This window comes from Pseudarthrobacter raffinosi, from assembly GCF_023913835.1.
In the GTDB taxonomy this organism is placed as follows: Bacteria; Actinomycetota; Actinomycetes; order Actinomycetales; family Micrococcaceae; genus Arthrobacter; species Arthrobacter raffinosi.
Genome location: NZ_JAMXBG010000020.1, coordinates 1 through 23,918, shown reverse-complemented (window position 1 = coordinate 23,918; position 23,918 = coordinate 1). Strand labels below are relative to the sequence as shown.

19 protein-coding genes, 1 tRNA gene, 1 pseudogene and 2 riboswitches are annotated in these 23,918 nt (G+C 64.6%); of the genes and pseudogenes, 11 read left to right on the top strand and 10 right to left on the bottom strand.

Annotated elements, in window-relative coordinates:
• Position 1: 1 nt before the first annotated feature.
• The 3 genes from NG697_RS17210 to NG697_RS17200 form a co-directional block, all read right to left on the bottom strand.
• Positions 2-1,075 carry a lipid II:glycine glycyltransferase FemX gene (locus NG697_RS17210; RefSeq protein ID WP_252614768.1) on the bottom strand — a complete coding sequence of 358 codons (1,074 nt, stop codon included), beginning with the start codon at positions 1,073-1,075 and terminating at the stop codon, positions 2-4.
• 187 nt (positions 1,076-1,262) lie between these two features.
• Positions 1,263-4,133 (bottom strand): aminomethyl-transferring glycine dehydrogenase, encoded by a 2,871-nt coding sequence (gcvP, locus tag NG697_RS17205; RefSeq protein WP_256473060.1) that lies wholly within the window; start codon positions 4,131-4,133, stop codon positions 1,263-1,265.
• Positions 4,134-4,172: 39 nt separating this feature from the next.
• A riboswitch (glycine riboswitch) is annotated at positions 4,173-4,318 on the bottom strand.
• A 1-nt stretch (position 4,319) separates the two neighbouring features.
• Positions 4,320-4,417, bottom strand: a riboswitch (glycine riboswitch).
• A gap of 180 nt (positions 4,418-4,597) precedes the next feature.
• Positions 4,598-5,137: a TetR/AcrR family transcriptional regulator gene (locus NG697_RS17200; protein ID WP_252603436.1), complete on the bottom strand. Its 540-nt coding sequence runs from the start codon at positions 5,135-5,137 to the stop codon at positions 4,598-4,600.
• Positions 5,138-5,252: 115 nt separating this feature from the next.
• Between NG697_RS17200 and NG697_RS17195 the strand changes: the two genes are divergently transcribed.
• On the top strand, positions 5,253-6,791 hold the full coding sequence (locus NG697_RS17195) for an MFS transporter (RefSeq protein ID WP_252611438.1): 1,539 nt from the start codon (positions 5,253-5,255) through the stop codon (positions 6,789-6,791).
• A gap of 97 nt (positions 6,792-6,888) precedes the next feature.
• On the opposite strand, the gene NG697_RS17190 is transcribed toward NG697_RS17195, so the two are convergent.
• The gene (locus NG697_RS17190) at positions 6,889-7,368 is read right to left on the bottom strand and encodes a Dps family protein (protein ID WP_252611414.1); all 480 of its coding nucleotides are present in this window, start codon (positions 7,366-7,368) and stop codon (positions 6,889-6,891) included.
• Positions 7,369-7,580: 212 nt separating this feature from the next.
• On the opposite strand from NG697_RS17190, the gene NG697_RS17185 reads away from it, so the two are divergent.
• Genes NG697_RS17185 through NG697_RS17175 form a run of 3 tightly spaced genes read left to right on the top strand, consistent with a single transcriptional unit; the run spans position 7,581 to position 11,318 of the window.
• Positions 7,581-8,720 carry a nitrilase-related carbon-nitrogen hydrolase gene (locus tag NG697_RS17185; protein ID WP_252614764.1) on the top strand — a complete coding sequence of 380 codons (1,140 nt, stop codon included), beginning with the start codon at positions 7,581-7,583 and terminating at the stop codon, positions 8,718-8,720.
• A complete protein-coding gene (locus tag NG697_RS17180) occupies positions 8,717-9,742 on the top strand; it encodes an agmatine deiminase family protein (protein ID WP_252614762.1) in 1,026 nt (341 codons plus the stop codon). The genes NG697_RS17185 and NG697_RS17180 overlap by 4 nt, the downstream gene beginning before the upstream one ends.
• Positions 9,743-9,755: 13 nt before the next feature.
• On the top strand, positions 9,756-11,318 hold the full coding sequence (locus NG697_RS17175; protein ID WP_252614760.1) for an APC family permease: 1,563 nt from the start codon (positions 9,756-9,758) through the stop codon (positions 11,316-11,318).
• Between the two features lie 112 nt (positions 11,319-11,430).
• Here the strand turns inward: NG697_RS17175 and NG697_RS17170 are convergent, their stop codons facing one another.
• Together NG697_RS17170 and NG697_RS17165 are read right to left on the bottom strand one after the other, a co-directional pair.
• The gene (locus tag NG697_RS17170; protein ID WP_252611421.1) at positions 11,431-11,979 is read right to left on the bottom strand and encodes an AMIN-like domain-containing (lipo)protein; all 549 of its coding nucleotides are present in this window, start codon (positions 11,977-11,979) and stop codon (positions 11,431-11,433) included.
• Positions 11,980-12,215: 236 nt separating this feature from the next.
• The gene (locus NG697_RS17165) at positions 12,216-12,518 is read right to left on the bottom strand and encodes a DUF4193 domain-containing protein (RefSeq protein WP_104063859.1); all 303 of its coding nucleotides are present in this window, start codon (positions 12,516-12,518) and stop codon (positions 12,216-12,218) included.
• A gap of 88 nt (positions 12,519-12,606) precedes the next feature.
• Between NG697_RS17165 and NG697_RS17160 the strand changes: the two genes are divergently transcribed.
• The 3 genes from NG697_RS17160 to NG697_RS17150 all read left to right on the top strand — a co-directional run bounded on the left by NG697_RS17160 (position 12,607) and on the right by NG697_RS17150 (position 14,211).
• On the top strand, positions 12,607-12,783 hold the full coding sequence (locus tag NG697_RS17160; protein WP_252611425.1) for a hypothetical protein: 177 nt from the start codon (positions 12,607-12,609) through the stop codon (positions 12,781-12,783).
• Positions 12,784-12,847: 64 nt separating this feature from the next.
• Complete coding sequence (locus NG697_RS17155) at positions 12,848-14,038, top strand: glycosyltransferase family 2 protein (RefSeq protein ID WP_252603418.1); 1,191 nt, start codon at positions 12,848-12,850, stop codon at positions 14,036-14,038.
• An 11-nt stretch (positions 14,039-14,049) separates the two neighbouring features.
• The gene (locus NG697_RS17150; protein ID WP_252603415.1) at positions 14,050-14,211 is read left to right on the top strand and encodes an LPXTG cell wall anchor domain-containing protein; all 162 of its coding nucleotides are present in this window, start codon (positions 14,050-14,052) and stop codon (positions 14,209-14,211) included.
• 8 nt (positions 14,212-14,219) lie between these two features.
• On the opposite strand, the gene NG697_RS17145 is transcribed toward NG697_RS17150, so the two are convergent.
• The 4 genes and pseudogenes from NG697_RS17145 to NG697_RS17130 all read right to left on the bottom strand — a co-directional run bounded on the left by NG697_RS17145 (position 14,220) and on the right by NG697_RS17130 (position 18,359).
• Positions 14,220-15,446: a glycosyl hydrolase gene (locus NG697_RS17145; RefSeq protein WP_252611427.1), complete on the bottom strand. Its 1,227-nt coding sequence runs from the start codon at positions 15,444-15,446 to the stop codon at positions 14,220-14,222.
• Between the two features lie 205 nt (positions 15,447-15,651).
• Positions 15,652-16,697: pseudogene (locus tag NG697_RS17140) on the bottom strand (SDR family oxidoreductase).
• Positions 16,698-17,240: 543 nt separating this feature from the next.
• Positions 17,241-17,317: transfer RNA gene (locus NG697_RS17135), tRNA-Thr, on the bottom strand.
• Positions 17,318-17,468: 151 nt separating this feature from the next.
• The gene (locus NG697_RS17130) at positions 17,469-18,359 is read right to left on the bottom strand and encodes a DsbA family protein (RefSeq protein ID WP_252614758.1); all 891 of its coding nucleotides are present in this window, start codon (positions 18,357-18,359) and stop codon (positions 17,469-17,471) included.
• Between the two features lie 179 nt (positions 18,360-18,538).
• Here NG697_RS17130 and NG697_RS17125 point away from each other — a divergent pair, with 179 nt between their 5' ends.
• The 4 genes from NG697_RS17125 to NG697_RS17110 all read left to right on the top strand — a co-directional run bounded on the left by NG697_RS17125 (position 18,539) and on the right by NG697_RS17110 (position 23,724).
• Entirely contained in the window at positions 18,539-20,041 is a 1,503-nt protein-coding gene (locus NG697_RS17125) for an alpha,alpha-trehalose-phosphate synthase (UDP-forming) (RefSeq protein ID WP_305884356.1), read from the top strand.
• Positions 20,031-20,861: a trehalose-phosphatase gene (otsB, locus tag NG697_RS17120; protein ID WP_252603758.1), complete on the top strand. Its 831-nt coding sequence runs from the start codon at positions 20,031-20,033 to the stop codon at positions 20,859-20,861. Before NG697_RS17125 ends, otsB begins: the two co-directional genes overlap by 11 nt.
• Positions 20,862-21,095: 234 nt before the next feature.
• Entirely contained in the window at positions 21,096-22,178 is a 1,083-nt protein-coding gene (locus NG697_RS17115) for an ABC transporter ATP-binding protein (protein WP_056346563.1), read from the top strand.
• Between the two features lie 124 nt (positions 22,179-22,302).
• Positions 22,303-23,724, top strand: coding sequence for a DUF4032 domain-containing protein (locus NG697_RS17110; protein ID WP_141139534.1), 1,422 nt, complete (start codon positions 22,303-22,305; stop codon positions 23,722-23,724).
• The last annotated feature ends 194 nt before the right edge of the window (positions 23,725-23,918 follow it).

Sequence of the window (23,918 nt, the reverse complement as noted above, 5' to 3'; positions counted from 1 at the left end):
GTCAGTAGAACTGCTGGCCGGTGCGTGCGGTTTCAAGCCGGCGGAAGACCCGTTCCGCGCCCTTGACCCACAGGGTGTGCCTGACGGGCGACAGCACGTAGTCGTAGCAGCCGACGAAGTCCGTCACCATCTTAGTGAAGCTCGTTTTGAACATGCCCATGCCGTACAGGTGGTGGGTCTTGTCCTTGATCAGGCCGGAGGGCGGCGTGCCGCAGAAGTCGTACTCGGTGCAGCCGAGTTCCTGCATTCTCCGGATGGCCTGCCACTGGACCAGGTGCGAATCGCCGTACTGCTTCCTGTTCTGCGTGGAGCCGCCGTCCTTGTAGGTTGCCTTGGATCCGTAGTTGATCACAAAGGCGCCCACACTGGGTTTGCCGTCTTCGTAAACGAAGAAGAAGCTGCCCTGGCCGCGCGTGCAGAATTCGTCCCAGAACTGAGTGTAGTACTCGAGGCTGCGCAACGGCATGGAACCCTTGGCGTTGACGGTGTCCGCCATTAGGTCATACAGCGCCCGGTACGTTTCCGGGCCTGGCTCCTGCTGCACCACGGCGCAGCCTTCGCGCTCTGCCCGGCGGATCGCGTTGCGGGCGCGGGAGGAGATGGACCGGAACACCTCGTTCTCCGGTGCCGCGATGTCCAGGAGCGCCGTGGAGTCATTGGACTGGATGTTAGGGGCCTTCACCAGGCCGGCGGCGGCGAGCTGTGCCCGGGCTTCCGGGGTGCTCACGATGTCCGGTTCAATCTTGATGGTGAAGACATTGAGCTTCCGGCTCCGGGCGAATACAGCGCACGCGTCCAAGACCGGCTTCAGGTCCTCGACGGCACCCAGGTCAGGACCTTTGATCAGGTACCACAGGCGGCCCAGCACCGGGAATTTCTTCTCCAGCACCAGGTTGTAGCTGGCAGTCCCGGCAGACTCCAGGACCAGGAAACGGGCGGTCCAGCCGCTGCCGTTCTTCACGGACGCGTAGGCAGCGGACTGCAACATGTTGCCGCCGTTCGGGTTGGCCGTGACGTGCTTGTCCCAGTTCTCAATTTCCTCCGCTGTGGCAAAGCGGGCGGTGAATTCTCGCAAGGGGGCCGTGTCCAATCTCAGGGGTTGCGTAGCCACAAGTCTAAAGCCTCCGGTTGGGGCGGCAGGTCCCCGGCATCCTCTGCCTGCTCTGGGCCCACGCCGGCAGGGTTCCCTGGCCGAGCTTGCGAGGTTAGGGAGCCGGTGGGGCGCAGCACGCGTGAAAACTCCGGTCTGCCGGGCCCGGACTCTAGTCTTCGAACTCGGAGAGCGGCGGGCAGGAGCAGATCAGGTTGCGGTCCCCGGCTGCGCCGTCGATGCGGCCGACGGGCGGGAAGTACTTGTCCTGCTTGAGGTGGTGGACGGGGAAGGCGGCCTGCTCACGCGGGTACTGACGGGTCCAGTCGGAAGATACGACGGCGGACGCGGTGTGGGGTGCGTGGCGCAGCGGGCTGTTCTCGACAGTGAAGTCGCCGTTGGCCACCTGGTCGATTTCCTTGCGGATGGTGATCATCGCGTCGATGAACCGGTCGATCTCCACCAGGTCCTCGGACTCGGTGGGCTCCACCATCAGCGTGCCCGCCACCGGGAACGCGAGGGTGGGGGCGTGGAAACCGTAGTCGATGAGGCGCTTGGCCACGTCCTCCGCGGTGACGCCGGTCTTCGCCGTCAGCCCGCGGAGGTCCAGGATGCACTCGTGCGCCACCAGCCCACCCTCGCCGGTGTAGAGAACCGGGAAGTACTCATTCAGGCGGGCCGCCACGTAGTTCGCCGCCAGCAGCGCCGACTTCGTGGCCTCGGTCAGGCCCTCGCCACCCATCAGCTTCACATACGCCCAGGAGATGGGCAGGACACCGGCAGAACCGAACCGTGAGGCAGAGATCGGGACGTCATTGCCTTCGGTCCACGTGGCTGCGTTACCCGGCATAAACGGCGCCAGGTGGGCCTTCGCCGCGACCGGGCCAACGCCGGGTCCGCCGCCGCCATGCGGGATGCAGAAAGTCTTGTGCAGGTTCAGGTGCGAGACGTCGCCGCCGAACTTGCCCGGCTGCGCCAGGCCAACGAGCGCGTTCAGGTTGGCGCCGTCCACATAAACCTGGCCGCCTGCAGCGTGCACCGAATCGCACACCTCACGGACATCGGCGTCGTAGACACCGTGCGTGGACGGGTAGGTGATCATGATCGCCGAAAGGGCGTCCTTGTTCGCCTCGATCTTGGCATTCAGGTCAGCGTGGTCGATGCTGCCGTCCGCGGCGGTGGCAACCACAACGACCCTCATGCCCGCCAGGACAGCGGAGGCGGCGTTAGTGCCGTGCGCCGAAGCCGGAATCAGGCAGACCGTGCGCTGGTCATCGCCGCGGGACAGGTGGTAGCCGCGGATGGCCAGCAGGCCGGCGAGCTCGCCCTGGGACCCGGCATTCGGCTGCAGGGACACCTGGTCGTAGCCCGTGATCTCGGTCAGCTGGTCTTCGAGATCGGTGATGAGTTCGCGCCAGCCCACGGTCTGGGAATCCGGGGCGAACGGGTGGATCGAGGCGAACTCCGGCCAGGAAATGGCTTCCATCTCTGCCGTGGCGTTCAGCTTCATGGTGCAGGAACCCAGCGGAATCATGGTGCGGTCCAGCGCCAGGTCCCGGTCGCTCAGCCTGCGGATGTAGCGCAGCAGCTGGGTCTCGGAACGGTGCGTGTTGAACACCGGGTGCTGCAGGTAACCGGAGGAACGTTCGACGGCGGCATCCAGCGCGAACTCCGTGTCAGTGCCGGCGGTTGCGTCCACCGCGGCGGCACCAAAGACGTCCAGCACGCCGGCGACGATGGCCGGGGTTGTGGTTTCATCGGCGGAAACGCCGATGGTGTCGCCGTCGATGTGGCGCAGGTTGATGCCCTGGGCTTCCGCTGCGGCAACAATGGCCGCAGCCTTGCCGGGCACGGAAACCGTGACGGTATCGAAGAAGCTTGTGTGCAGAACGTCCAGGCCGGCCGCCTTGAGCGATGCGGCGATGGTTGCAGCGTGGCTGTGGGTGGTCTCGGCGATTGCCTTGAGGCCGTCGGGGCCGTGGTACACGGCGTAGAACGAGGAAACGATGGCCAGCAGTGCCTGCGCGGTGCAGATGTTGGACGTGGCCTTCTCACGGCGGATGTGCTGCTCACGGGTCTGCAGCGCCAGGCGGTACGCGGGGGTCCCGGCGTCGTCCTTGGAGACACCGACGAGGCGGCCCGGCATGGACCGCTCCAGGCCCTTCGCCACCGCCATGTAGGCGGCGTGCGGGCCGCCGAAGAACAACGGCACACCAAAACGCTGGGTCGAGCCGACGGCGATGTCCGCGCCCTGCTCCCCCGGAGGCGTGATCAGCGTCAGCGCCAAAAGGTCGGCAGCGACCGTGACGAGCGCGCCGCGCTCCTTGGCAGCCTCGATCACGTCGGCGTGGTTGAAGACCCGGCCCGAGACGCCCGGCTGCTGCAGCACAATCCCGTTGATAACGCCGTCGGGCAGGCCCTTGGACAGGTCAGCGACCTCCACCTCAAAGCCCAGGGCTTCGGCGCGGCCCTTCACAATCGCGATGGTCTGCGGCAGGCAATCGGCATCCAGGACCGTCTTGCCGTCCCGGGCCTCCTTGTTCTTGTTCGCCCGGCGCATCATCAGCACAGCCTCGGCCACCGCGGTGGCTTCATCCAGCAGCGACGCGTTCGCGATCGGCAGGCCCACCAGGTCCTGGACCATGGTCTGGAAGTTCAGCAGCGCCTCCAGGCGGCCCTGCGAAATCTCCGGCTGGTACGGCGTGTACGCGGTGTACCAGGCCGGGGCCTCGAGGATGTTCCGGCGGATGACCGCGGGCGTCACGGTGTCGTAGTAACCCTGGCCGATCATCTGGACAGCCGTCTTGTTCTTCGCCGCGAGCTTCCGCAGCTCCGCAAGGACCTCAACCTCGCTGAGGGCGTCCTTAAGGCGGAGTGCCACATCCTGCCGGATGCCGTTGGGAACGGCCGTATCCACCAGCGCGTCCACAGTGCCGTAGCCGACGGCCTTGAGCATGGAGTCGATATCGGCCTGGCGGCGGGCGCCAATATGCCGGTCAACGAAAGTGGCCGAGGCCGAATTAACACTCACAAGGAACTCCATTACTAAGGCGGCGCAGGGTGCGCCACATCGACTCGGGTTCCTCCCCACTCTGTCTGGGACCTGAGAGTTTCCGCGCAGCCTGCTTCCGCTAGGCTGCGCTTGCACCGTCGGTGGGCACAGCGGTCCTGACATTCCGGAGTGATCCGGGACGCTTCAGGCGGACGGCCTGCCACTTTCCAGAGTTGCCTGGCCGCGGCGGTACGTGGGCCTGAGAGATTCCTGGGGAGGATTTGCTCCTACGGCGCCTGTTGTACCTACTAACAGAACTCTCCCGCCGCAGATCAAAGGCATATTCAGATTTTGTGGCGGCCGCAGATGGTCGCCACGCGGTCCAATTCTCCTACGCCCCGGGCCACCGGGCAAATGAGGTCGGCGGATTCTGCTCAATCATTCCGGTGTGGAGCTCCAGCGCGCCCGGATGGACGCGGGCTGCACCAGAAGGCTGGCCGAATGATTGAGCAGAATCAGCCGCGAAGCCGCTCCACGGCAGCGAGGAGCTCCTCAATGTCTCCATGCCTGCCCCGGCTGTCCCCGGTGGTACCGCTTTCCCACATGGCGTTGAAATACAGCCCGTCCCCCATGTACAGCACGGCTTTCGCCACGGCCGTGCCGACGTCGGCCGCGATCAGGTCCAACCATTGCTGCTGGATGGCGGCAAAGCGGCGGCGGGCCTCTTCATGGGCCACTTCAGCCAGCCGGGTGGCGGCCACGAAGGAGCGGTCCATAGGCGAGTCGGACCAGAGCGAGGAACGGATGAAGTAGGCCGCCGCACCTTCGGCTGCTGCGGCCATCAGCGCGAGGTCCTCGACGGCCAGTCGGTCCAGCCGCTCCAGCACCGCAGCGATCAGCGCTTCCTTGTTGGGGAAGTGGTAGAGCAACCCGCCCTTGGATACGCCGGCCCGCCTGGCCACCGCGTCCAAAGTGGCAGCCCGCTCCCCCACATCGATCAGGAGTTCTTCAAAAGCGTCGAGGACTGCATCGCGTGCGACGGGATTTCTGGCCATGGCTTCAATCATGCACGCTCCGGGCCCCGTTTCTTAACTATACCGTCTGGACGGTATAGTTATTGATATGACGTTGTCCACACAGTCCAACCAGAACACCCGAAGCACATCCACCATGGCAGCCGACCTCAGGCCGTCAGGGCCCGTCAAGGCGCCCTGGCGCGACTGGCTCGCGCTGGCCCTGCTGATGTTTCCGGTGCTCCTGGTTGCGGTGGACAACACTGCGTTGACGTTTGCACTTCCGGCCATCGCGAGCAGCCTGGAAACCACCGGAGTCCAGCTGCTGTGGATTGTGGACGCCTATCCCCTGGTGCTTGCCGGCTTGCTGGTTGCCATGGGCAGCCTGGGTGACCGGATCGGGCGCCGACGGCTGCTGCTGACCGGCAGCGTTGGCTTCGCCGCGGTCTCAGCAGCAACAGCCTTTGCCCCCAGCGCAGAGTGGCTGATAGCGGGCCGGGCAATGCTGGGGTTCTTCGGCGCCATGCTGATGCCCTCCACCCTGTCGCTGATCCGCAACATTTTTCCGGACCCAAACCGGCGTCGGCTGGCCGTGGCCATTTGGGCTGCCGGCTTCTCCGGCGGCGCCGCCCTGGGTCCCATCTTCGGCGGGTGGCTGGTGGAGCAGTTCTGGTGGGGCGCGATCCTGCTGGTCGCCGTGCCCATCATGCTGCCCCTGCTGGCGTTCGGCCCTGCCTTCATCCCGGAATCAAAAGATCCGCGCCCCGGGCGGGTGGACGTGCCCAGCATCGTCCTGTCCCTGCTGGTAATGGTGCCCGTTGTGTATGGCATCAAGGAGCTGGCGACCGATGGTTTCGGGGCCGCTCCTGTGGGTCTTGTTGCCTTTGGCCTGGCCATGGGCGTCGTCTTTGTACGCCGCCAGCAGCGGCTGGCCAGCCCCCTGCTGGACATATCACTGTTCGGCAACCGGGTCTTCAGCACTGCCATCACGGCAAACGTGCTGGCCCTGTTCTCCTTCAACGGCTTCATCCTGTTCCTCGCCCAGCACCTGCAGCTCCTGGACGGAATGACGCCGTCGGCCGCCGGAATTGCCATGATCCCGGCCCTGGTGGCAACAGTGCTGGCTGGGCTGGCAGTGGTGCCGCTGGTCCGGAAGGTGCGTCCGGGCTTTGTGGTGGCGGGTGGCCTGGCCCTGAGCGCCACCGGGTACGGAATCGTGGTCTTCGGTGACCACGGCTCCGGCCCGGCCCTCCTGCTGGCCGCGCTGCTGATCCTTGCCCTGGGCGTGGGCACAGCGGAAACCATTTCCAATGACCTCATCCTGGGCTCCGTTCCAGCGGAGAAGTCAGGAGCGGCGGCCGCCATCTCCGAAACGGGCTATGAGGTGGGGTCCCTGCTGGGGACGGCGATGCTGGGCTCCATCCTGACCGCTTCCTACCAGCACAATCTCCGACTTCCGGCCGGGGTGGAGGAAATGGCGTCGGGCACTGCAGTACACCTCGCGGGTGAAACTCTGGCGGGCGCCGTGGAACTGGCCGCCGGCCTGCCTGCTCCACTGGCGGAAGCGCTCCGCGGCGCAGCACGCCTGGCGTTTGATTCGGGCGTCCACACCACTGCGGCAATTGCGCTGGTACTGATGGCGAGCGCGTCAGTCCTTGCCGCCGTCGTACTCCGGAAAGTTCCGACGGCAGACTAGGGGCCCGTCTCCGGCAAGCCGGCGAGCGCACAATAAACGCCCGGCGCAGGAAGTCCTTCCTGCGCCGGGCGCCTGTGGCCTCACTATGGGCCGGCGACTACTTGGCGTCAGGGGCGGTGACGCTGGCGGAGGCCTTCATGGTCTCGGCGTTCACCATCCACGCGTACTGTTCCAGCTTGGCGATGAATTCATGGAGCAGGTCCGCGGTGGTGGGATCCTCTTCGTCCACTTCGTCATGGACCTTGCGCATGGTGCCCACGGCAGCCTCAAGCGCGGCAACGATCCGCTCGATGGCGTCCTTCGTGTTGATGAGGCCTTCGGGGAACTGCGCGAGGCTGGTGGACTTGGCCACGGTGGCACTGCGGCCGTCCGGCAGGGCATGAAGGGCGCGCATCCGCTCGGCCATGTCATCCGCGAACTGCCGGGCGGCATCCACGATTTCGTCCAGCTGCAGGTGAAGGTCCCGGAAGTTGTTCCCCACAATGTTCCAGTGGGCCTGCTTGCCCTGGATGTGCAGCTCAATCAGGTCCGCAAGTACGGCCTGCAGGTTATTGGTCAGCGTCGGTGAAGCTTTCATGAATCCTCCTCGATTGGTCCAGTAGTCCCGACGCTATCAGCCGTGGGATCGATCGCGGCAGGCCGGAAGCAAATTTCTCAGTGAGCTTACTAATCTCACGGAGCGAGATAAAAGAACGGAATTCATTTAAACCATTGCGCGAAAGCCGTCCACCCTCCATACTAAATGAACGTCATTCATTTAGTGACGGTCGTCTCACTGGAAGTAAGCACATGATTGAAATTTCCTGCCTCGACTCACCCACGTCCCTGGCCCGGACAACGCCGTCCGTCCGCCCTGCCCTTCGGGTGGGCGTTGTGCAGCACCGCTGGCATGCAGACGCTGCCGTCCTGCAGGCGGAACTCGATGAAGGAATCGGCCGCGCAGCCAGGCTCGGTGCCACGGTGGTATTCCTCCCCGAACTCACCCTCTCCCGTTACCCCGCGGACACGCGCCCGGAGAATGACACCACGCGCCCTGGAGCGGTGCGGCCCCGGCCGTCGGACATCGCTGAGGACCTGCTCACCGGACCCACCTTCCGGTTTGCTGCCGAGTCGGCCCGCCGCCACGGCGTGGCTGTCCATGCCTCGCTGTACCAGCAGGCACCGAACCCGGACGGCAGCGACGACGGCCTGGGGCTGAACACCGCCGTCCTGGTGTCGTCCGAGGGCGAACTGCTCGCCCGCACGCACAAGCTCCACATCCCGGTCACCGCCGGCTACTACGAAGACAAGTTCTTCCGCCAGGGGCCGGCGGCCGCGGATGCCTACGAGGTCCACGCGCCGGCACAACTGGGCGGCGCCCGGCTGGGCATGCCCACCTGCTGGGACGAATGGTTCCCGGAGGTGGCCCGGCTCTACTCCCTCGGTGGCGCAGAGATCCTGGTCTACCCCACCGCCATCGGCTCAGAGCCGGACCACCCGGAATTCGACACCCAGCCGCTGTGGCAGCAGGTCATTGTGGGCAACGGCATCGCCAACGGGCTCTTTATGATCGCCCCCAACCGCTGGGGCAGTGAAGGAACGCTGAACTTCTACGGCTCCTCCTTCATCTCCGACCCCTACGGCCGCGTCCTCGTGCAGGCCCCGCGTGACGCCTCCGCAGTGCTGGTGGCAGACCTCGACCTGGACCAGCGGCGGGACTGGCTGACGCTCTTCCCCTTCCTGTCCACGCGCCGCCCCGATACCTACGGCCGGCTTACGGAACCCGTACGCCGTGACCAGCCGCTCGGCGGCGAAGAGCCAGGGATTTCGACAGGCTCAATCAACGGGCACGCAGGCTCAATCAACGGGCACGCAGGCTCAATCACCGGGTACGCCGGCTCAATCACCAGTCACGCAGGCTCAATCAACCGTCAGCAGGTGACCGCATGAGCACGTGGCGCATGCCCGCCGAAACCGCTCCGCAGGAGCGGCTGTGGATGGCCTTTCCCACCGGCGGTTACACCCTGGGTGACACGGAGGAAGCTGCCCACGCTGCCCGGTCCACCTGGGCAGCGGTGGCCAACGCCGCCGTCGAATTTGAGCCGGTCACCGTGGTGGTGGACCCCGACGACGTCGGCATCGCCGCCCGCTATCTGAACCGGAACGTCGAGGTACTTGCCGCCCCCCTCAACGATGCGTGGATGCGGGACACCGGCCCCACGTTCGTGCTGGACCGGGATGGTAGCCTCGGCGCCGTCGACTGGGTCTTCAACGGCTGGGGCGCCCAGGACTGGGCGCGCTGGGACAAGGACGCGCTGATCGCCGCCGAAGTCTCAGGCCGCGCCGGCGCCACGCACATCGTGTCCGCGCTGGTCAACGAAGGCGGCGGCATCCAGGTGGACGGCCAGGGAACCGTGCTCGTGACCGAAACCGTGCAGCTGGATCCGGGCCGCAACCCGGGACTCAGCCGGGCCGACGTCGAAGCCGAGCTCGCCCGGACCATCGGCGCCACGCAGGTGGTCTGGCTCCCGCGCGGACTCGCCCGCGACTCGGAACGGTTCGGCACGCGCGGTCACGTGGACATCGTGGCCGCCATCCCCTCCCCCGGCACACTGCTGGTGCATTCCCAGCAGGACCCCCGCCACCCGGACTTCCAGGTAAGCCGCGACATCATCGAGCACCTGCGCACCACCAGGGACGCGGCCGGACGGGAGTGGACCATCATCGAAGTCCCCGCCCCTGAAGCGCTCTGGGATGACGAAGGCTTTGTCGACTACAGCTACATCAACCACGTCGTGGTCAACGGCGGCGTCATCGCCTGTACCTTCGGGGACCCCAACGATGACAAGGCGCTGCAGATCCTGGCGGAGGCCTACCCAGGCCGGCGTGTGGTCGGCATCGACGCCCGTGAACTGTTCGCCCGCGGCGGCGGCATCCACTGCATCACCCAACAGCAGCCTGCTGCCTCGTAGAAAGCGCTGGACAATGACTCAAACCACCCGCACGAACACCCCCGCAGGCCAGCCATCCGGGACCGACCCGGCCGGCTCGGCGCACGGCATCACCGCAAAAGGACTGAAGGGCGGGCAGCTGGGCCTCCTCGCCGTCGTCGTTCTTGGCATTTCCACCATCGCACCGGCCTACACGCTGACCAGCGCCCTGGGCCCCACGGTTAATGAGGCGGGGCTCCAGCTGCCCGTCATTTTCCTGATCGGGTTCATCCCCATGATCCTGGTGTCACTCGCCTACCGGGAACTCAACGCCGATTCCCCGGACAGCGGCACCACGTTCACCTGGGTCACCAAAGCGTTTGGCCCCTGGGTGGGCTGGATGGGCGGCTGGGGACTGCTGGCCGCCAACATCATCGTCCTGTCCAACCTGGCGGGCGTGGCCGTCGACTTCTTTTATCTCTTCCTGTCGCAGCTGACGGGTGCGCCTGAACTCGCGGACCTCGCGGCCAATAAGCCGTTGAACGTCCTGACGTGCTTCGTGTTCGTGGCCCTCGCCGTGTGGGTGAGCTACCGCGGCCTGCACACCACCAAGCTGGTCCAGTACGGACTCGTCGGATTCCAGCTGCTGGTCCTGGGGCTTTTCGTGGGCATGGCGTTCGCGAACTGGTCCACGTCGGAAACGGCCATCCCGTTCAGCTGGGAGTGGTTCGACGTCACCAGGATCGAGACGTTCGGGCAGATCGCTGCCGGCATCTCGCTGTCGATCTTTGTCTACTGGGGCTGGGACGTCTGCCTGACGGTGAATGAGGAAACCGCCAACGGCAAAAAGACGGCTGGACTGGCGGGCACCCTCACCGCCGTCGTTGTCCTGGGGATCTACCTGCTGGTGACCATTTCCACCATGATGTTCGCCGGCGTCGGCGATACCGGGATTGGCCTGAACAACGCTGAGAACCACGAGAACCTCTTCACGGCGCTGGCCTCGCCGATCATGGGGCCGTTCGCCATCCTGATGTCGCTCGCGGTGCTGTCCAGTTCCGCTGCGTCCCTGCAGTCCACGTTCACGTCTCCGTCGCGCAGCCTGCTGGCCATGGCCCACTACGGTGCGCTGCCTGCGCCGTTCAGCCACATCAGCAAGCGTTTCTCGACGCCGGGCTTCGCAACAGTGGCGGCGGGCATCCTGTCCGCTGGGTTCTATGCGGTGATGCATGTGATCAGCGAAAACGTCCTGAACGACACCATCCTGGCCCTCGGCCTGATGATCTGCTTCTACTACGGCCTGACCGCCATCGCCTGCGCCTGGTACTTCCGGAACAGCGTGTTCAGCAGCGTCCGCTACTTCATGCTGCGGCTGCTCTGCCCGGTAGCGGGCGGCGTCGGATTGTTTGTGGTTTTCCTGCAGACAGCCATGGACAGCTGGGCGCCGGAGTTCGGCAGCGGTTCGGAGGTCTTCGGGGTTGGGCTGGTGTTTGTCCTGGGCATCGGGATCCTAGCGCTCGGGGCTGTGCTGATGGTGATCATGGCACGCCTACGCCCGGGGTTCTTCCGCGGCGAAACCATCCGCCGGGACACTCCTGCACTTGTGGTCCCGGAGTAGTTGCCCCACCCACAGCACACAGCACGGCGCCCTGCCCGGAAAGTCTCCGGAGCAGGGCGCCGTTTTGGTTTCCTGATCTTGTCTCAACTGCGGTTCAGCAGCGAACCGCGGGTCACCAGAAGTGCGCTACATCCACCACCATGCGCGATCCGGATCCGGGGCCGTCCAGGGTGAAGACCCGGAACGGGAGCCGGGCACGGACACCCAGTCCGATGCTCGTGTAGCCTTCGAAGCTGCCCGCGTAGGCCACCTGCCGGAAGGTCTGGTATCCCGATACGTCGGACAGTTCGGCCTTTGCCGCCGGGCTGTAGGTGACGTTGTAATTGCTGTCATAGGACGGTGCGTTCACAGTTACCTGGAGGAATGCGCCACCCCGCATCGGGATTTCAAAACCTGAACCGTCCTGGACCACGGTCGGAACGTACTGAACCGTGTAGCCGGCAACAGGGCCGTTGAGATCAACCACCATCCGGTCAAAGCAGTAATGCTGCCCTGTCCGGACGTTGGTGACGGATGCGGTGCTCATGGCCGGGTCTGATTCAGCCAGCGATCCCCATACGAGTCCGCAATACGATGTGGTTGCCGAGGCGGGCCCCGGAGCCAGGAAACCCAATCCGACAGCCATCAAAATGACCGTCAGCCACGTATGAATCTTTTTCATTGTGGGCCACCCTTCGAGTGATTAGGTAGCTCAAGCGTAGGAGTCTCCAAGGCCACTCAAAAGGGTTGTTGCCGCTTCGGCGCGGAACCGTTAATCGGCCTTGGTTCCGGTCACGCGGGCGTAATTCTAAAGCACTTTACGGGGCCATCGATACGCTATTAACACCGTTTCTGCACCCTGCCGTTATGCATAATAACGACGCCGGCGCACCTCACCGGAGTGCCGCCGTCGGCCGTTCAGCCTTCGCACTCGATGCAGTACTTCAGGCCGTTCTTTTCGCGTGCAATCTGGGACCGGTGCCGGACCAGGAAGCAGGATGAGCAGGTGAACTCATCGGACTGTTCGGGAACCACAATGACCGTCAGCTCTTCGCCGGAGAGATCGGCGCCGGGAAGGTCGATGCCTTCGGCGGTGTCGGTCTCGTCGACGTCGATGACTGCCGTCTGGGCACTGCCGCTGCGGGATGCCTGCAGGGCCTCCAGCGACTCGGCGGAAGCCTCGTCGTCAGTCTTGCGTGGAGCGTCGTAATCGGTAGCCATGGCGTGTTCACTTTCGTCGCTGCACGGCACCATTTCAGGCGCCTCAGTGAAGCAGTTTAGGTCATTATGCCGCTACTTGGGCAACAGTGTGGCCAACCAGACAGATTTCGTCGCTTCGCCCGCTACAGACGAGGTAGAGACTTTTCTCGACAAGCACGGTTTCGCGGATTACGCCGAATGGCACTGGACATTTGTGTTGGAACTGTCCAGGGAGCGGCCAGAAGGTATTGATGCAACCTTGACGGTATCCGGGGGCGAAATCTGAGAAGGCGCCTGCAGGATGGATTCGCGGGCCACTGGAGTCTGCAAATCCACCCGAGGAGGCCGCCATGGATGCCGCACTGTCCCTGCCCCCGGCCGACGTGACGCGCTCGTCTATCATTGATCCCACCCGGCGGGCAGCCCGCGTCGCATCCGATGCGGCCGATGCTACCCCCGCATCACTTGGCCTGCGCGTAGTCGTGCTGGTGCCCGCTTACAACGAGGCCAGCTCGATCGGGGCAACCCTCGATGGCCTGATGCTCCAGTCCCGTCCCGCGGACCTCATCGTGGTCATCCCCAACGGCTGCACCGATTCAACGGCCTGGGAAGCGCGGAAGTACCCCGTGTCCGTGATGGAGCTTCCACGATTGCAACACCGCAAATCCGAGGCCCTGAACCGGGCCTGGGCAAAGTACGCATTCGACGCCGACGTGGTCATCTGCCTGGACGCGGATACGGTCCTGCCCCCGAACGCCGTCGAAGCCTGGTGCCGGGAGTTCAGCGCCGAAAAGGGCGCGCTCATCGGTGGCTCGTCGTCGAAGTTCACGATGCAGGACCCCGGATTTCTGAGCCGGCTGCAGAAGGCTGAATTCGCCACGTGGACCGATACGGCCCTGAGACGGGGCCGTACCAGCGTTCTGGCAGGAACCGGCTGCGCCATCAATAACGCCGTCCTCCGGCAGATCGCGGCCCGGGACGACCGGGAAGGGCCGTGGGTCTACACCTCGCAGGTCGAGGACTTCGAACTGACCTATCGCATCCGCGAACTGGGTTTTATCTGCCAGGTATCCCCGGACGTCCGCGCCTACACCGACTCGATGAAGACAGTCAAAGCACTGTGGGGCCAGCGGATGAAATGGCAGGTCGGCACCGTCGAAGACCTGCTGGACCTTGGAATTAACCGGCTGACCCTGCGTGACTGGGGCCAGCAGGCCATGGGTCTGCTGGGCGTGTTCCTGAAGCTGCTGTGGATCGCAGTAATTGTCCTGTCACTCTCGTTGGGAGTGTTTCACTTCGTCCTGTTCTGGTGGCTGGTGCCAATCCTGTTCGTGGCGCTGGACATCAAACGGGCGCTTCGGATTCCGCACCGCGACTGGAAGGACGTCCTGATAGCAGCCACGTTCTTCCCGCAGGAATTGTTCATGTGGCTGCGGTCCGGCTGGTTCCTGGCCTCCTGGTGCGCAGTCCTGACCGCAAAGATCACCCGGCGGCGGATAGACCGCTGGGAAGCGCAATACACAGCCGAGGAAATCAACTAACAATGTACGGAATGAACACCGCTCTTCCCGCTTCCGGAGCCGCTCTGGGCGCAACCGGGCTGGCGCACACCGGCTTGGACGTCATGTCTGCACTGCTAACCGCGCTGGGCGTGATGCTCATAGGTGTGGCCCTGCTGGGGCTGGTCCGCCGGGACAACAAGGCACGTCCCTGAGTCCCGGGTCAGGGAGTCCGGCGCGCCTGCAATGCGGACTTGAACGCTGAGGCGGAGGTGGCGCTGCTGTTGATGCGCCAGTCGGTTTCTTTCTGGAGGTGGAACCACACGAAGCCCACGACATCGGGCTGGGCCGCCAGATAAGACACGAGCTCAGTGTTCCAGGCAGCCTTGTTGCCTCCGGCTTCGCTGGAAGCTGTCTCGCTGATCAGGATGGGAACTCCTGGTGCCAGGGCACGCAGCTGGGCTATTCCCGGAGCGAAGAGATCCTGCGGCGATATCCAGCCGCTCCATGAGGCGGAAGTGCCCCAGTTGTACCCGTCGAGGGCTACAACATCCACATATCCGACGCCGGGAAAGAGACCTGCGAGATCGGTGGAACCGTAGTAGGGGACATTCGGGCTCCAGACCCAGGACACGTTGCCGGCACCGGTGGCAGCAACAATGTCGTGAACATGGCGCCAGGCATTTACGTAGTCACCGGGCTGATTGCCGTTTACGCCTTCGGCCCACGGGTACCAGTTTCCGTTCATCTCGTGGGCGAATCTGAGCTGGACCGGCTGGCCCCAGGCAGTAAGTGCCTGGCCCCACTGCGTGATGTGGGCGTCAAAGTCGCCGGCGGCAATTCGGTCCAGGGAGTAGCCCGGCTGTTCCGTTCCACCGCCCCAGGCCCAAGGTTCCCAGGTGATGAGCGGGACGGCGCCTCGTGCCCGGACGGAGTTCATCTCGGCGATGGGAGGCGCCTGGAGGAAGTCCTTGTAGAAGAGAATGGTGGACGGGCTTTCGCCGGACAGCTGCGCCACTTCATCCAGTTCGCCGCTGGCCAGCGGGCCGCTGGCAGTGGCGACCCCGAACCGAAGCGCGGCCGTGCTGACCGGAGGGAGCGTCGGGACCGGTGCGGTCACAGTGAACACGGACGAGGCCTGGATGGAAGAGGTCTTGGCCGTGATGGTCAACGATCCCTTGGCTGCGGAAGGGATGGTGATCGAAGTACTGAAAGCACCCGAAGCCGCCGTTTTGAAGGGAAAAGTCGTGGCACCGGCAATCACAGTCCCCGCGGTGGAGGCTTTGAACCCCGTTCCGCTGACTGTGACGGCGGATCCTGCCAAACCAGTGGCCGGGCTGAGGGAAATCCGGCCTGTGGCAGGCGCTGCCTGGGCGGCCTGGGCCGGCATCAGTCCCAAAGCCAGACCCAGGCCAACCGCTGCCGCGATAGATTTCAACGTTCTGAGCATGGCGATCGGTCCCCGCAATCGGCAAGGCGGTTGGAAATCCGCCGGTCAGGTGGTGCCTACCGGCACTTTCCTGATCCTAAGGGCTCGGCGCCGATCAGAGCGGATTTTTTCGAAAATTTTTTGAGAGAACTCACGGGCCTCTGGTGGTTCCCGCGTCCTGGGTCGCGGCCAGGAGAAGAGATTTGCCTCTTCGGAAGCGTCACGATCAGGGAATGAGGTTGTCGGCCCGGTATCGGTCGAAGAGCGCAATGAAGGCGTCCAGCGTCCGCCTGTAGCCGGTGAACCCGGCATCCCGACTCTTGCCCATGTCTGTCACTACCTCAATGCCGCGCCCAAGGTCACTGTCCGTGTGCCACCAGGACGCCACGCGATCCAACTCCGGTTCGCTGAGGTGATGGCGCCCGGCAAGCTCCCTCCACTGGTCTTCCCGCCCTGACATGGACTGCTCGAGGGGACGGGGCTCCCCCTCGTACCCCTCCCACTCCACGCCGAAGTAGGCCGCGAGCTTCGGCCACATCCAGCGCCAGCGGAACACGTCGCCGTTGACGATGTTGAAGGCCTCGTTAGCGGCCTTCCGTGTGGTGGATGCCCAGAGCATGTGCTCGGCGAGCAGGCCGGCCTCCGTCATGTCGGTCAGACCGTTCCATTGCGTCTCGGATCCCGGAAAGACGAAAGGCTCCCCGCTCTCCCGGCAAAGGGTCGCCTGGGCGGCGAGAGTGAGACCCATGTTCATGGCGTTGCCCACCGCGTGCCCGATCACCGTGTGCGCTCGGTGCACAGACCACGTGAACCCTTGCTCCGCCGCAGCGGCCCAGAGTTCATCCTCTTGCGCGTAGTAAAAGTTCCGCACCGGCAGGCGCGGCTCCTCCTCATGGAAGGGCGTGTCGGCCATCTCTCCGGCTGCGTACGCCTCGAAGGGTCCGAGGTAGTGCTTGAGACCGGTCATCAGCGCAACATGTGCTACGTCCTTGCCCCGAANTCCTCCTCGGTGCCACGCCTTGACCACGCCGTGAAGAAAACATGCGAGGGATTCTCCGGCCCGAGCACACTGACCAACGATGCCGCCGAGGTCAGGTCTGCGGAGAGCCACCGTACCCCGGGGCGCTCCGCTCCGGGCCTGCGGGACAGGGCAAGAACGGCCCACCCCTCGCCCGCCAGGCGGTCGACGAGGGCGGACCCGGCGATGCCGGTGGCTCCCACTACGAGAGCCGTCCGTTGCGTGCCCGCTGTTGTTCCTGTGCCGATAGTCATGGCGCTCCTCCTGGTGTGTGCTGTTCATGCCCGCGCGTCGGTCAGGCCGTCAGGCTACAGGCCCGGCTGCAGTCAAGCCGACGTCGGCCTAATAGCGACAAGCCACCCCTCCCAGCAGATATTCCTCCCACCCGAGCTGCTGCAGAGCAACTCAACAGAGATTTGGGGGCGGTAGTTAGGTGAGAGCGCGCGGTTGCGTCGCGGCAAGAAACCGGTCTGAGGTCCCTACACCCCGGCGTATCCGACCACGTCGACCCGGCCTCCGCGCCGCTGTCTCCGGTGGCGTACCAGTGGGATGCTTGAGAAACAGGAAAGACCTCCGGGCGGTTGGAGCCAGATTCCCAGCCTGTCTCCGGCGGCCCTCCCTTTCAGCTCTCGGGTTAAAGACAGTCCGCATGAGGCATCGGGGGTAGGACTGCAGGCCAGGCCATTTACCAAGCCCCGCGGGCGCATTAGAACCGACGGAAAACGTCCAAATCCTGCACGGAATCCGCGCGTTCGCGTCATGGGCTCCGGATTAAAACCGCAGGTCAAAGCCACAACTGGAGCCTCCTGTCAGATTCGAACTGACGACCCCCGCTTTACAAGAGCGGTGCTCTGGCCAACTGAGCTAAGGAGGCGCGCCCCCGAGGGGCGTGCGCCGCAACGGCGCTAGATAAGGTTAGCCCAAGTCCGCCCGCTCGTAAAAACGCCGGCAAGGGCGAACCGGAGCCAACACAAAGGACCTGCTTCCGGAATCGATCCGGAAGCAGATCCTCTGGGTGGTAGGACTTAGCCCTTCGCGGTGATCGCTGCCTGCAGGAACTCAGGGAACGGGGTCTGCGCGCTGGCACCCTTGCCCCACTGCTGGCCGTCCACAAACACCGTGGGCGTGCCGGTGACGCCGATCGCCGCGGCCTGCTTGGTTGTGAACTTCACGTACGGGCGGTAGGTCTTCTCGTCGATGCACGTGTCAATGTTCTTGGCGCCGATGTCCGTGGCCATGGTCTTGAGCTTGTCGTCAGAAAGACCGGCGGTACCTTCGGCAGGCTGGTTGGCGAACAGCGAGTCCACAAACTCCGCGTACTTCTCCGGAGACTCATTCACAACACACGCGGCGGCGTTGGCTGCACGGGAGGAGTAGTTCGTGGAGGACCGGTTGTCCAGGAACCCGAGCCCCCGGTATTCCACCGTGATCTTGCCGTCGTTGCGCAGCGTCGTCAGCTGCTCGTTGTACTGTGCCTCGAAGTTCTTGCAAACCGGGCAGATGAAGTCAACGTACAGGACCACCTTGACCGGCTTTCCGGCCTCAGCTTCGGCACCGGGGGCAACCACTTCAGCCGGCGCGGTTTTCGGGGGCTCCCCCACGGAGGCTGCGTCAACGGTGGCTGCTTCCAGCTTCGCGACGTCGGTATTGGCCAGCAAGGTGATGCCACCGTTGACGTTACCGTTGGCCGGCGTCGGCCCCTGGTCAGCGATCGGGGCGTTCTGCCGCATCGTTGTGGTCAGCACCAGCCCCACCACCACAAGGATGGCCACCACGGCCACCACAATGCCCCAGCCGATCAGCAGCTTGTTGCGCTTGTCCTTCGTCAGCTGCGCCTCACGGATCAGGCGTGCCTTCTCGCGCGCCTCCGAGGTTCGCTCAGCCTTGGACTTACGTATTTCATTTGCGGGGCTCATGTGTTCCTTGGGTCGATCGACATAGGGGGACCACTCTGTGGCGACTCCACCATTTTAGGGGACAAACCTGAGAGCTTGCGCTTTCAACTATTCCGCCCGAATAACCAACGGACGAATAGCCCCGAAGATTCCATCCTATTAAGGTGGCTTAAAGGCACAAGCAACCCCAGGGGGCCGCAATGCAAACACCCGTCCAAGAAAAGCCAACAGCTGTACCTGCAACCGGCGCCGCCGCGAGCAGCCACAGCACGGCCGCCACGTACGATTTTATGGTTGTCTCCAACAGGCTGCCCGTTGACCGCTGCGCGCCAGGTGAGAGCGGCGACGACGGCTCCGGCTGGCGCCGCTCCCCCGGCGGCCTGGTGACTGCCCTCGCACCCATGATGACCAAGACCGACGGCGCGTGGGTGGGTTGGCACGGCGCCCCGGACGAAACCGTCGAGCCTTTCAGCCACGGCGGCATGGACCTCGTGCCCGTCCAGCTGAGCAACGACGACGTTGAGCTCTACTACGAGGGTTTCTCCAACGCCACCCTGTGGCCCCTATACCACGACGTCATCGCCCCGCCGGAGTTCCACAGAACCTGGTGGGACGCCTACCGCAGGGTCAACCAAAGGTTCGCCGACGCCGTCGTACGCCATGCCGGCCAGAGCGCCACGGTGTGGGTCCAGGACTACCAGCTGCAGCTGGTGCCGCGGCTGCTGCGCCAAGCGCGGCCGGACCTGCGGATCGGGTTCTTCAACCACATCCCCTTCCCCCCGCCGGAAATCTTCGCCCAGCTGCCGTGGCGGCATGCCATCATTGACGGCCTGATGGGTGCAGACCTCGTGGGCTTCCAGCGCCCCAGCGACGCCGGCAACTTCATGCGCTCCGCCCGCCGGTTCCTCGGCGCCAGCGTCAAGCAGCAGCAGGTGCATGTGAAGGGGAAGGACGGCGAAATCACGCACATCGCCAGGGCCCAGGCCTTCCCCATTTCCATCGACGTAGCCCAGATCAACGAGCTGGCCCACAACCCCGAGATCATCGAGCGTGCACGCCAGATCCGCCAGGATCTCGGCAACCCCAAAACCATCCTCCTTGGCGTGGACCGGCTCGATTACACCAAGGGCATCCGGCACCGGCTCAAGGCGTTCGAGGAACTCCTGAACGAAGGCAAGCTGACGGTCGGCGACGCTACGCTGATCCAGGTTGCCAGCCCCAGCCGCGAACGGGTTGAGCAGTACCGCCTCCTGCGCGAGGAGATCGAAGGCACGGTCGGCCACATCAACGGCACCTACGACACCATCCAGAACACGGCGGTCCGCTACCTGCACCACAGCTACCCCGTGGAGGAGATGGTGGCGCTGTACCTCGCCGCCGACGTCATGCTCGTGACTGCACTGCGGGACGGCATGAACCTCGTGGCCAAGGAATACGTCACTGCCCGCAAGGACAACGACGGCGCGCTGGTCCTCAGCGAGTTCGCCGGCGCCGCGGACCAGCTCAAGCAGGCGCTCCTGATGAACCCGCACGATATCGACGGTCTCAAGGACACCATCATGCGGGCCGTCGATTTGCCTCCCAAAGACGCCGCGCGCCGCATGCGGTCCATGCGCAAGCAGATCCTGGAACACGACGTCGACCATTGGTCAGCTGACTTCCTGGCCGCCCTGAACGAGAAAGTTGTGCGCGATGACTCCTGACGCCCGGCCCGCCAAGGGCCCGCTCACCTTGTCCCCTGAACTCCGGCAGGCCGCCCGGCGCATCGCCCAGACGGAACACCTGCTGGTGGCCATGGATTTCGACGGCACCATTTCCCCGCTGGTTGACCGCGCCGACGACGCCCGCCCGCTTCCGCGCTCGGCCGCCGCTTTCGCCGGGCTCGCCGCCCTTCCACGCACGACGACGGCACTCCTCTCAGGCAGGGCCCTCGCCAGCCTGCGCGCGGTCGCCTCGCCCCCGGTGGACACGTTGCTGATCGGCAGCCATGGCGCCGAGGCGTGGCTGGGCCCCGGCTCCGCGGAGCTGACGCTGGACGAGGCCCAGCGCCTGCTGCTGGCCGAAGTCCGAGGCGTCCTCGAGGAGATCGTTGAGCAGGCACCGGGCACGCTCCTCGAAGATAAGCCCGCGGGCGTCGTCCTGCATACCCGGCTGGCCACGGACGATGTTGCCGAGGACGCGGTGGCTGCGGCCCGTTCCGTTCTCCAGGACCGCAAGGGCGTTTTCCTGAAGAACGGGAAACGCGTCCTGGAAACATCGGTAGTCAACGCCTCCAAGGGCGAGGGCCTGACGTTCCTGCGCCAGATCACCGGGGCCACTGCGGTCCTCTTCGCCGGCGACGACGTCACGGACGAGGACGCCCTGGCACGCCTGGAATCCGGCGATGTGGGCGTCAAGGTGGGTCTGGACTTCACCCAGGCCGAGTTCCGGGTGGAAGCACCGGCCCACGTGGCCGAACTGCTCGAAGCGCTCCTGCAGGAACGGAGCCTGGTGGTGGCCGAAGAAGAGCCCGGCAGTGACTGAACCTCGGGGACATGTCCAACCTCACATGTGACCTCCGTAACATTTGCACCAATACGCCAATCGTCTGACATACTCTTGGTTGTGATGTGGCGCACAGGAACCGTGCGGCGTCACGTGATACTCCTCGGCTTCGGCCGGGGAGTACACGGCTGCAATGCCGTGGATAACTGAATTACATGAACCATTCACAACGGATCGTCCGGCACGTACCTGCCGGTGAAGGGATTGATAACTGTGGCTACAGTTACTTTTGATAACGCTACGCGTCTGTACCCGGGCACAGAGAAGCCCGCTGTTGACAAGCTCAACATCGAAATCGCCGATGGCGAATTTCTGGTCCTCGTAGGACCCTCCGGTTGCGGTAAGTCCACCTCCTTGCGCATGCTCGCAGGCCTTGAGGACGTTAACGCCGGCCGGATTCTTATTGGCGACCGCGATGTCACCGATGTTCCGCCGAAGGACCGCGACATCGCGATGGTTTTCCAGAACTACGCGCTGTACCCGCACATGACGGTTGCAGACAACATGGGCTTTGCGCTGAAGATCGCCGGCGTCTCCAAGGAAGAGCGCGCCGAGCGTGTCCGTGAGGCCGCCAAGCTTCTTGACCTCGAGCCGTACCTGGACCGCAAGCCGAAGGCACTCTCCGGTGGCCAGCGCCAGCGTGTTGCCATGGGCCGCGCCATCGTGCGTAACCCGCAGGTGTTCCTCATGGATGAGCCGCTTTCCAACCTGGACGCCAAGCTCCGTGTCCAGACGCGTACGCAGATCGCATCCCTGACCCGCCGCCTCGGCGTCACCACCGTTTACGTCACCCACGACCAGGTCGAGGCCATGACCATGGGTGACCGCGTGGCTGTGCTGAAGGACGGCCTGCTGATGCAGGTTGACACCCCGCGCAACCTCTACGACAAGCCCAAGAACGTCTTTGTTGCCGGCTTCATCGGCTCCCCGGCCATGAACCTGCTCGAACTGCCCGTGGTCGACGGCGGCGTTCAGTTCGGCGGAACGGTTTACCCCGTGCCGCGCAACATTCTCGAAGAGGCCCACGGCAGCACCGTCACCCTGGGCAGCCGCCCCGAGGACCTTGAGCAGGCCTCTCACGGTGAGGGTCTCCAGGTCGAGGTCGACGTTGTTGAAGAACTCGGTGCCGACGCCTACGTCTACGGCCACACGACGCTGGACGGCAAGGACCACGACATCGTGGCACGCGTCGACGGCCGCCGTCCCCCGCTGAAGGGCGACACCATCTACGTCCGTCCGCAGTCGGGCCACGTGCACCTGTTTGACACCAAGACCGGTCTGCGCCTGGGCGACTAGTCCCCACCGATGATCGAGCCTTTCGACATCTAACCGACGGCGGCCCTCCTGACTGGACGGGCCGCCGTCGGCGTTTAAGCCCGATGTTTAGGCCAGCCGCCCCTCTGTACGAAAGAATTGATCCATGACCGACGAAAACAGTGCACAGTGGCACGACGAGCCCACGGACTACGCGCAGGTCGGCAAACTGCCGCGCTTCGAGGCAGCGAGCGCCAAGGATGACAAGGTCCTTGCCGCTTCCAGCTCGCTGAACATCACGGCGGCGTCCGCGGATCCCGAACTCCTGGACCTACCCTGGCACATCGCCCTGGAGGACTGGCCGGCCGAGAACCTGGCAGCGCTCCCCCGCGGCATCTCGCGGCACATTGTGCGTTTCGCGCACCTGGGCGGCTCCGTCATCGCCATCAAGGAAACGTCCGAGCATGTGGCCCGCCACGAGTACCACATGCTCCGCAAGCTGGCCCGCCTGGACGTCCCGTGCGTTGTCCCGGTAGCAGTCATCACAGGCCGGACCACCCTGGATGGGCGGCCCTTGAACCCCGTCCTGGTCACCCGCCACCTGAAATTCTCCATGCCGTACCGGGCCCTGTTCTCGCAGATGCTGCGCAAGGACACACTGACCAGGCTCATCGATGCTCAGGCCCTGCTGATGGTGCGGCTGCACCTCATCGGCTTCTACTGGGGCGACGTCTCGCTCTCCAATACGCTCTTCCGCCGTGACGCGGGCGCGTTCGCCGCCTACCTGGTGGACGCCGAAACCGGCGAGCTGTATCCCGATCTTTCCACCGGCCAGCGCGAGTACGATCTCGAGATTGCCCGAGTCAACATCGCCGGCGAGCTGATGGACCTCCTGGACGGCGGCCTGATCGAGGAAAAGGTGGACCCGGTGGCCACCAGCGAACTCATCATGGAGAGCTACCGGCGCCTGTGGACGGAACTGACCGAGAAGGAATCCTTCGAGATCGGCGAACGCTGGCGCGTGGCCGCCCGGATCCGGAAGCTCAACGAGCTCGGGTTCGACGTCGAGGAATACGCCATCAAGACCACCCAGAACGGTTCCACCATCCAGCTCCAGCCCAAGGTGGTCGACGCCGGACACCACCAGCGCCGGCTGCTGCGGCTGACCGGACTGGACGCCCAGGAGAACCAGGCACGGCGCCTGCTCAATGACATGGACTCCTTCCGGGCGGACAACAACCCGGGGATGGACGAGGAATACAGCGCGCACCTGTGGGTCAGCCAGGTCTTCGAGCCGATCGTGCGTTCGATCCCCCGCGACCTGTCCCGCAAGCTGGAGCCGGCGGAGGCGGTCCACGAGGTGCTGGAGCACCGCTGGTACATGTCCGAGGAGCAGGCCCGCCACATTCCGCTCGCCGAGGCAGTGCAGTCCTACATCGAGTCCGTCCTGCGCCACCGCCGGGACGAAGCCGCCATCATGCTTAACCCGGATACTGCGATGCTGAAGATCCTCGAAGTGGAAACCGAGGAGTCCTCCCGCTATGGCGCCGACGAATCCATCGAAGAGTACCCTGACGTCGACGACTGACGCGGACCGGGAGCCGGTGCCGGGCCGCGGTGGCAGCACAACTGTGTTAACACACCCCCAACTAGGTAGCAGTAACTGTCGTTATGAGCGCGGCAAAGTCAACTGGTGGAAGCAACGCTGGGTGGTTATGCCGCTTGTAGCAGCTGGTTCAGCCGGTTGGCTGGGGTTTCGAGGTTGAGGGTGGGCCGGGGTCG

Coding starts and splice junctions, on each gene's coding strand:
- NG697_RS17175 (WP_252614760.1), top strand. CDS start 9,756: ATGACTCAAACCACCCGCACGAACACCCCCGCAGGCCAGCCATCCGGG.
- NG697_RS17130 (WP_252614758.1), bottom strand. CDS start 18,359: ATGAGCCCCGCAAATGAAATACGTAAGTCCAAGGCTGAGCGAACCTCG.
- NG697_RS17195 (WP_252611438.1), top strand. CDS start 5,253: ATGGCAGCCGACCTCAGGCCGTCAGGGCCCGTCAAGGCGCCCTGGCGC.
- NG697_RS17200 (WP_252603436.1), bottom strand. CDS start 5,137: ATGGCCAGAAATCCCGTCGCACGCGATGCAGTCCTCGACGCTTTTGAA.
- gcvP (WP_256473060.1), bottom strand. CDS start 4,133: ATGGAGTTCCTTGTGAGTGTTAATTCGGCCTCGGCCACTTTCGTTGAC.
- NG697_RS17165 (WP_104063859.1), bottom strand. CDS start 12,518: ATGGCTACCGATTACGACGCTCCACGCAAGACTGACGACGAGGCTTCC.
- NG697_RS17180 (WP_252614762.1), top strand. CDS start 8,717: ATGAGCACGTGGCGCATGCCCGCCGAAACCGCTCCGCAGGAGCGGCTG.
- NG697_RS17110 (WP_141139534.1), top strand. CDS start 22,303: ATGACCGACGAAAACAGTGCACAGTGGCACGACGAGCCCACGGACTAC.
- NG697_RS17155 (WP_252603418.1), top strand. CDS start 12,848: ATGGATGCCGCACTGTCCCTGCCCCCGGCCGACGTGACGCGCTCGTCT.
- NG697_RS17125 (WP_305884356.1), top strand. CDS start 18,539: ATGCAAACACCCGTCCAAGAAAAGCCAACAGCTGTACCTGCAACCGGC.
- NG697_RS17170 (WP_252611421.1), bottom strand. CDS start 11,979: ATGAAAAAGATTCATACGTGGCTGACGGTCATTTTGATGGCTGTCGGA.
- NG697_RS17150 (WP_252603415.1), top strand. CDS start 14,050: ATGAACACCGCTCTTCCCGCTTCCGGAGCCGCTCTGGGCGCAACCGGG.
- otsB (WP_252603758.1), top strand. CDS start 20,031: ATGACTCCTGACGCCCGGCCCGCCAAGGGCCCGCTCACCTTGTCCCCT.
- NG697_RS17190 (WP_252611414.1), bottom strand. CDS start 7,368: ATGAAAGCTTCACCGACGCTGACCAATAACCTGCAGGCCGTACTTGCG.
- NG697_RS17185 (WP_252614764.1), top strand. CDS start 7,581: ATGATTGAAATTTCCTGCCTCGACTCACCCACGTCCCTGGCCCGGACA.
- NG697_RS17145 (WP_252611427.1), bottom strand. CDS start 15,446: ATGCTCAGAACGTTGAAATCTATCGCGGCAGCGGTTGGCCTGGGTCTG.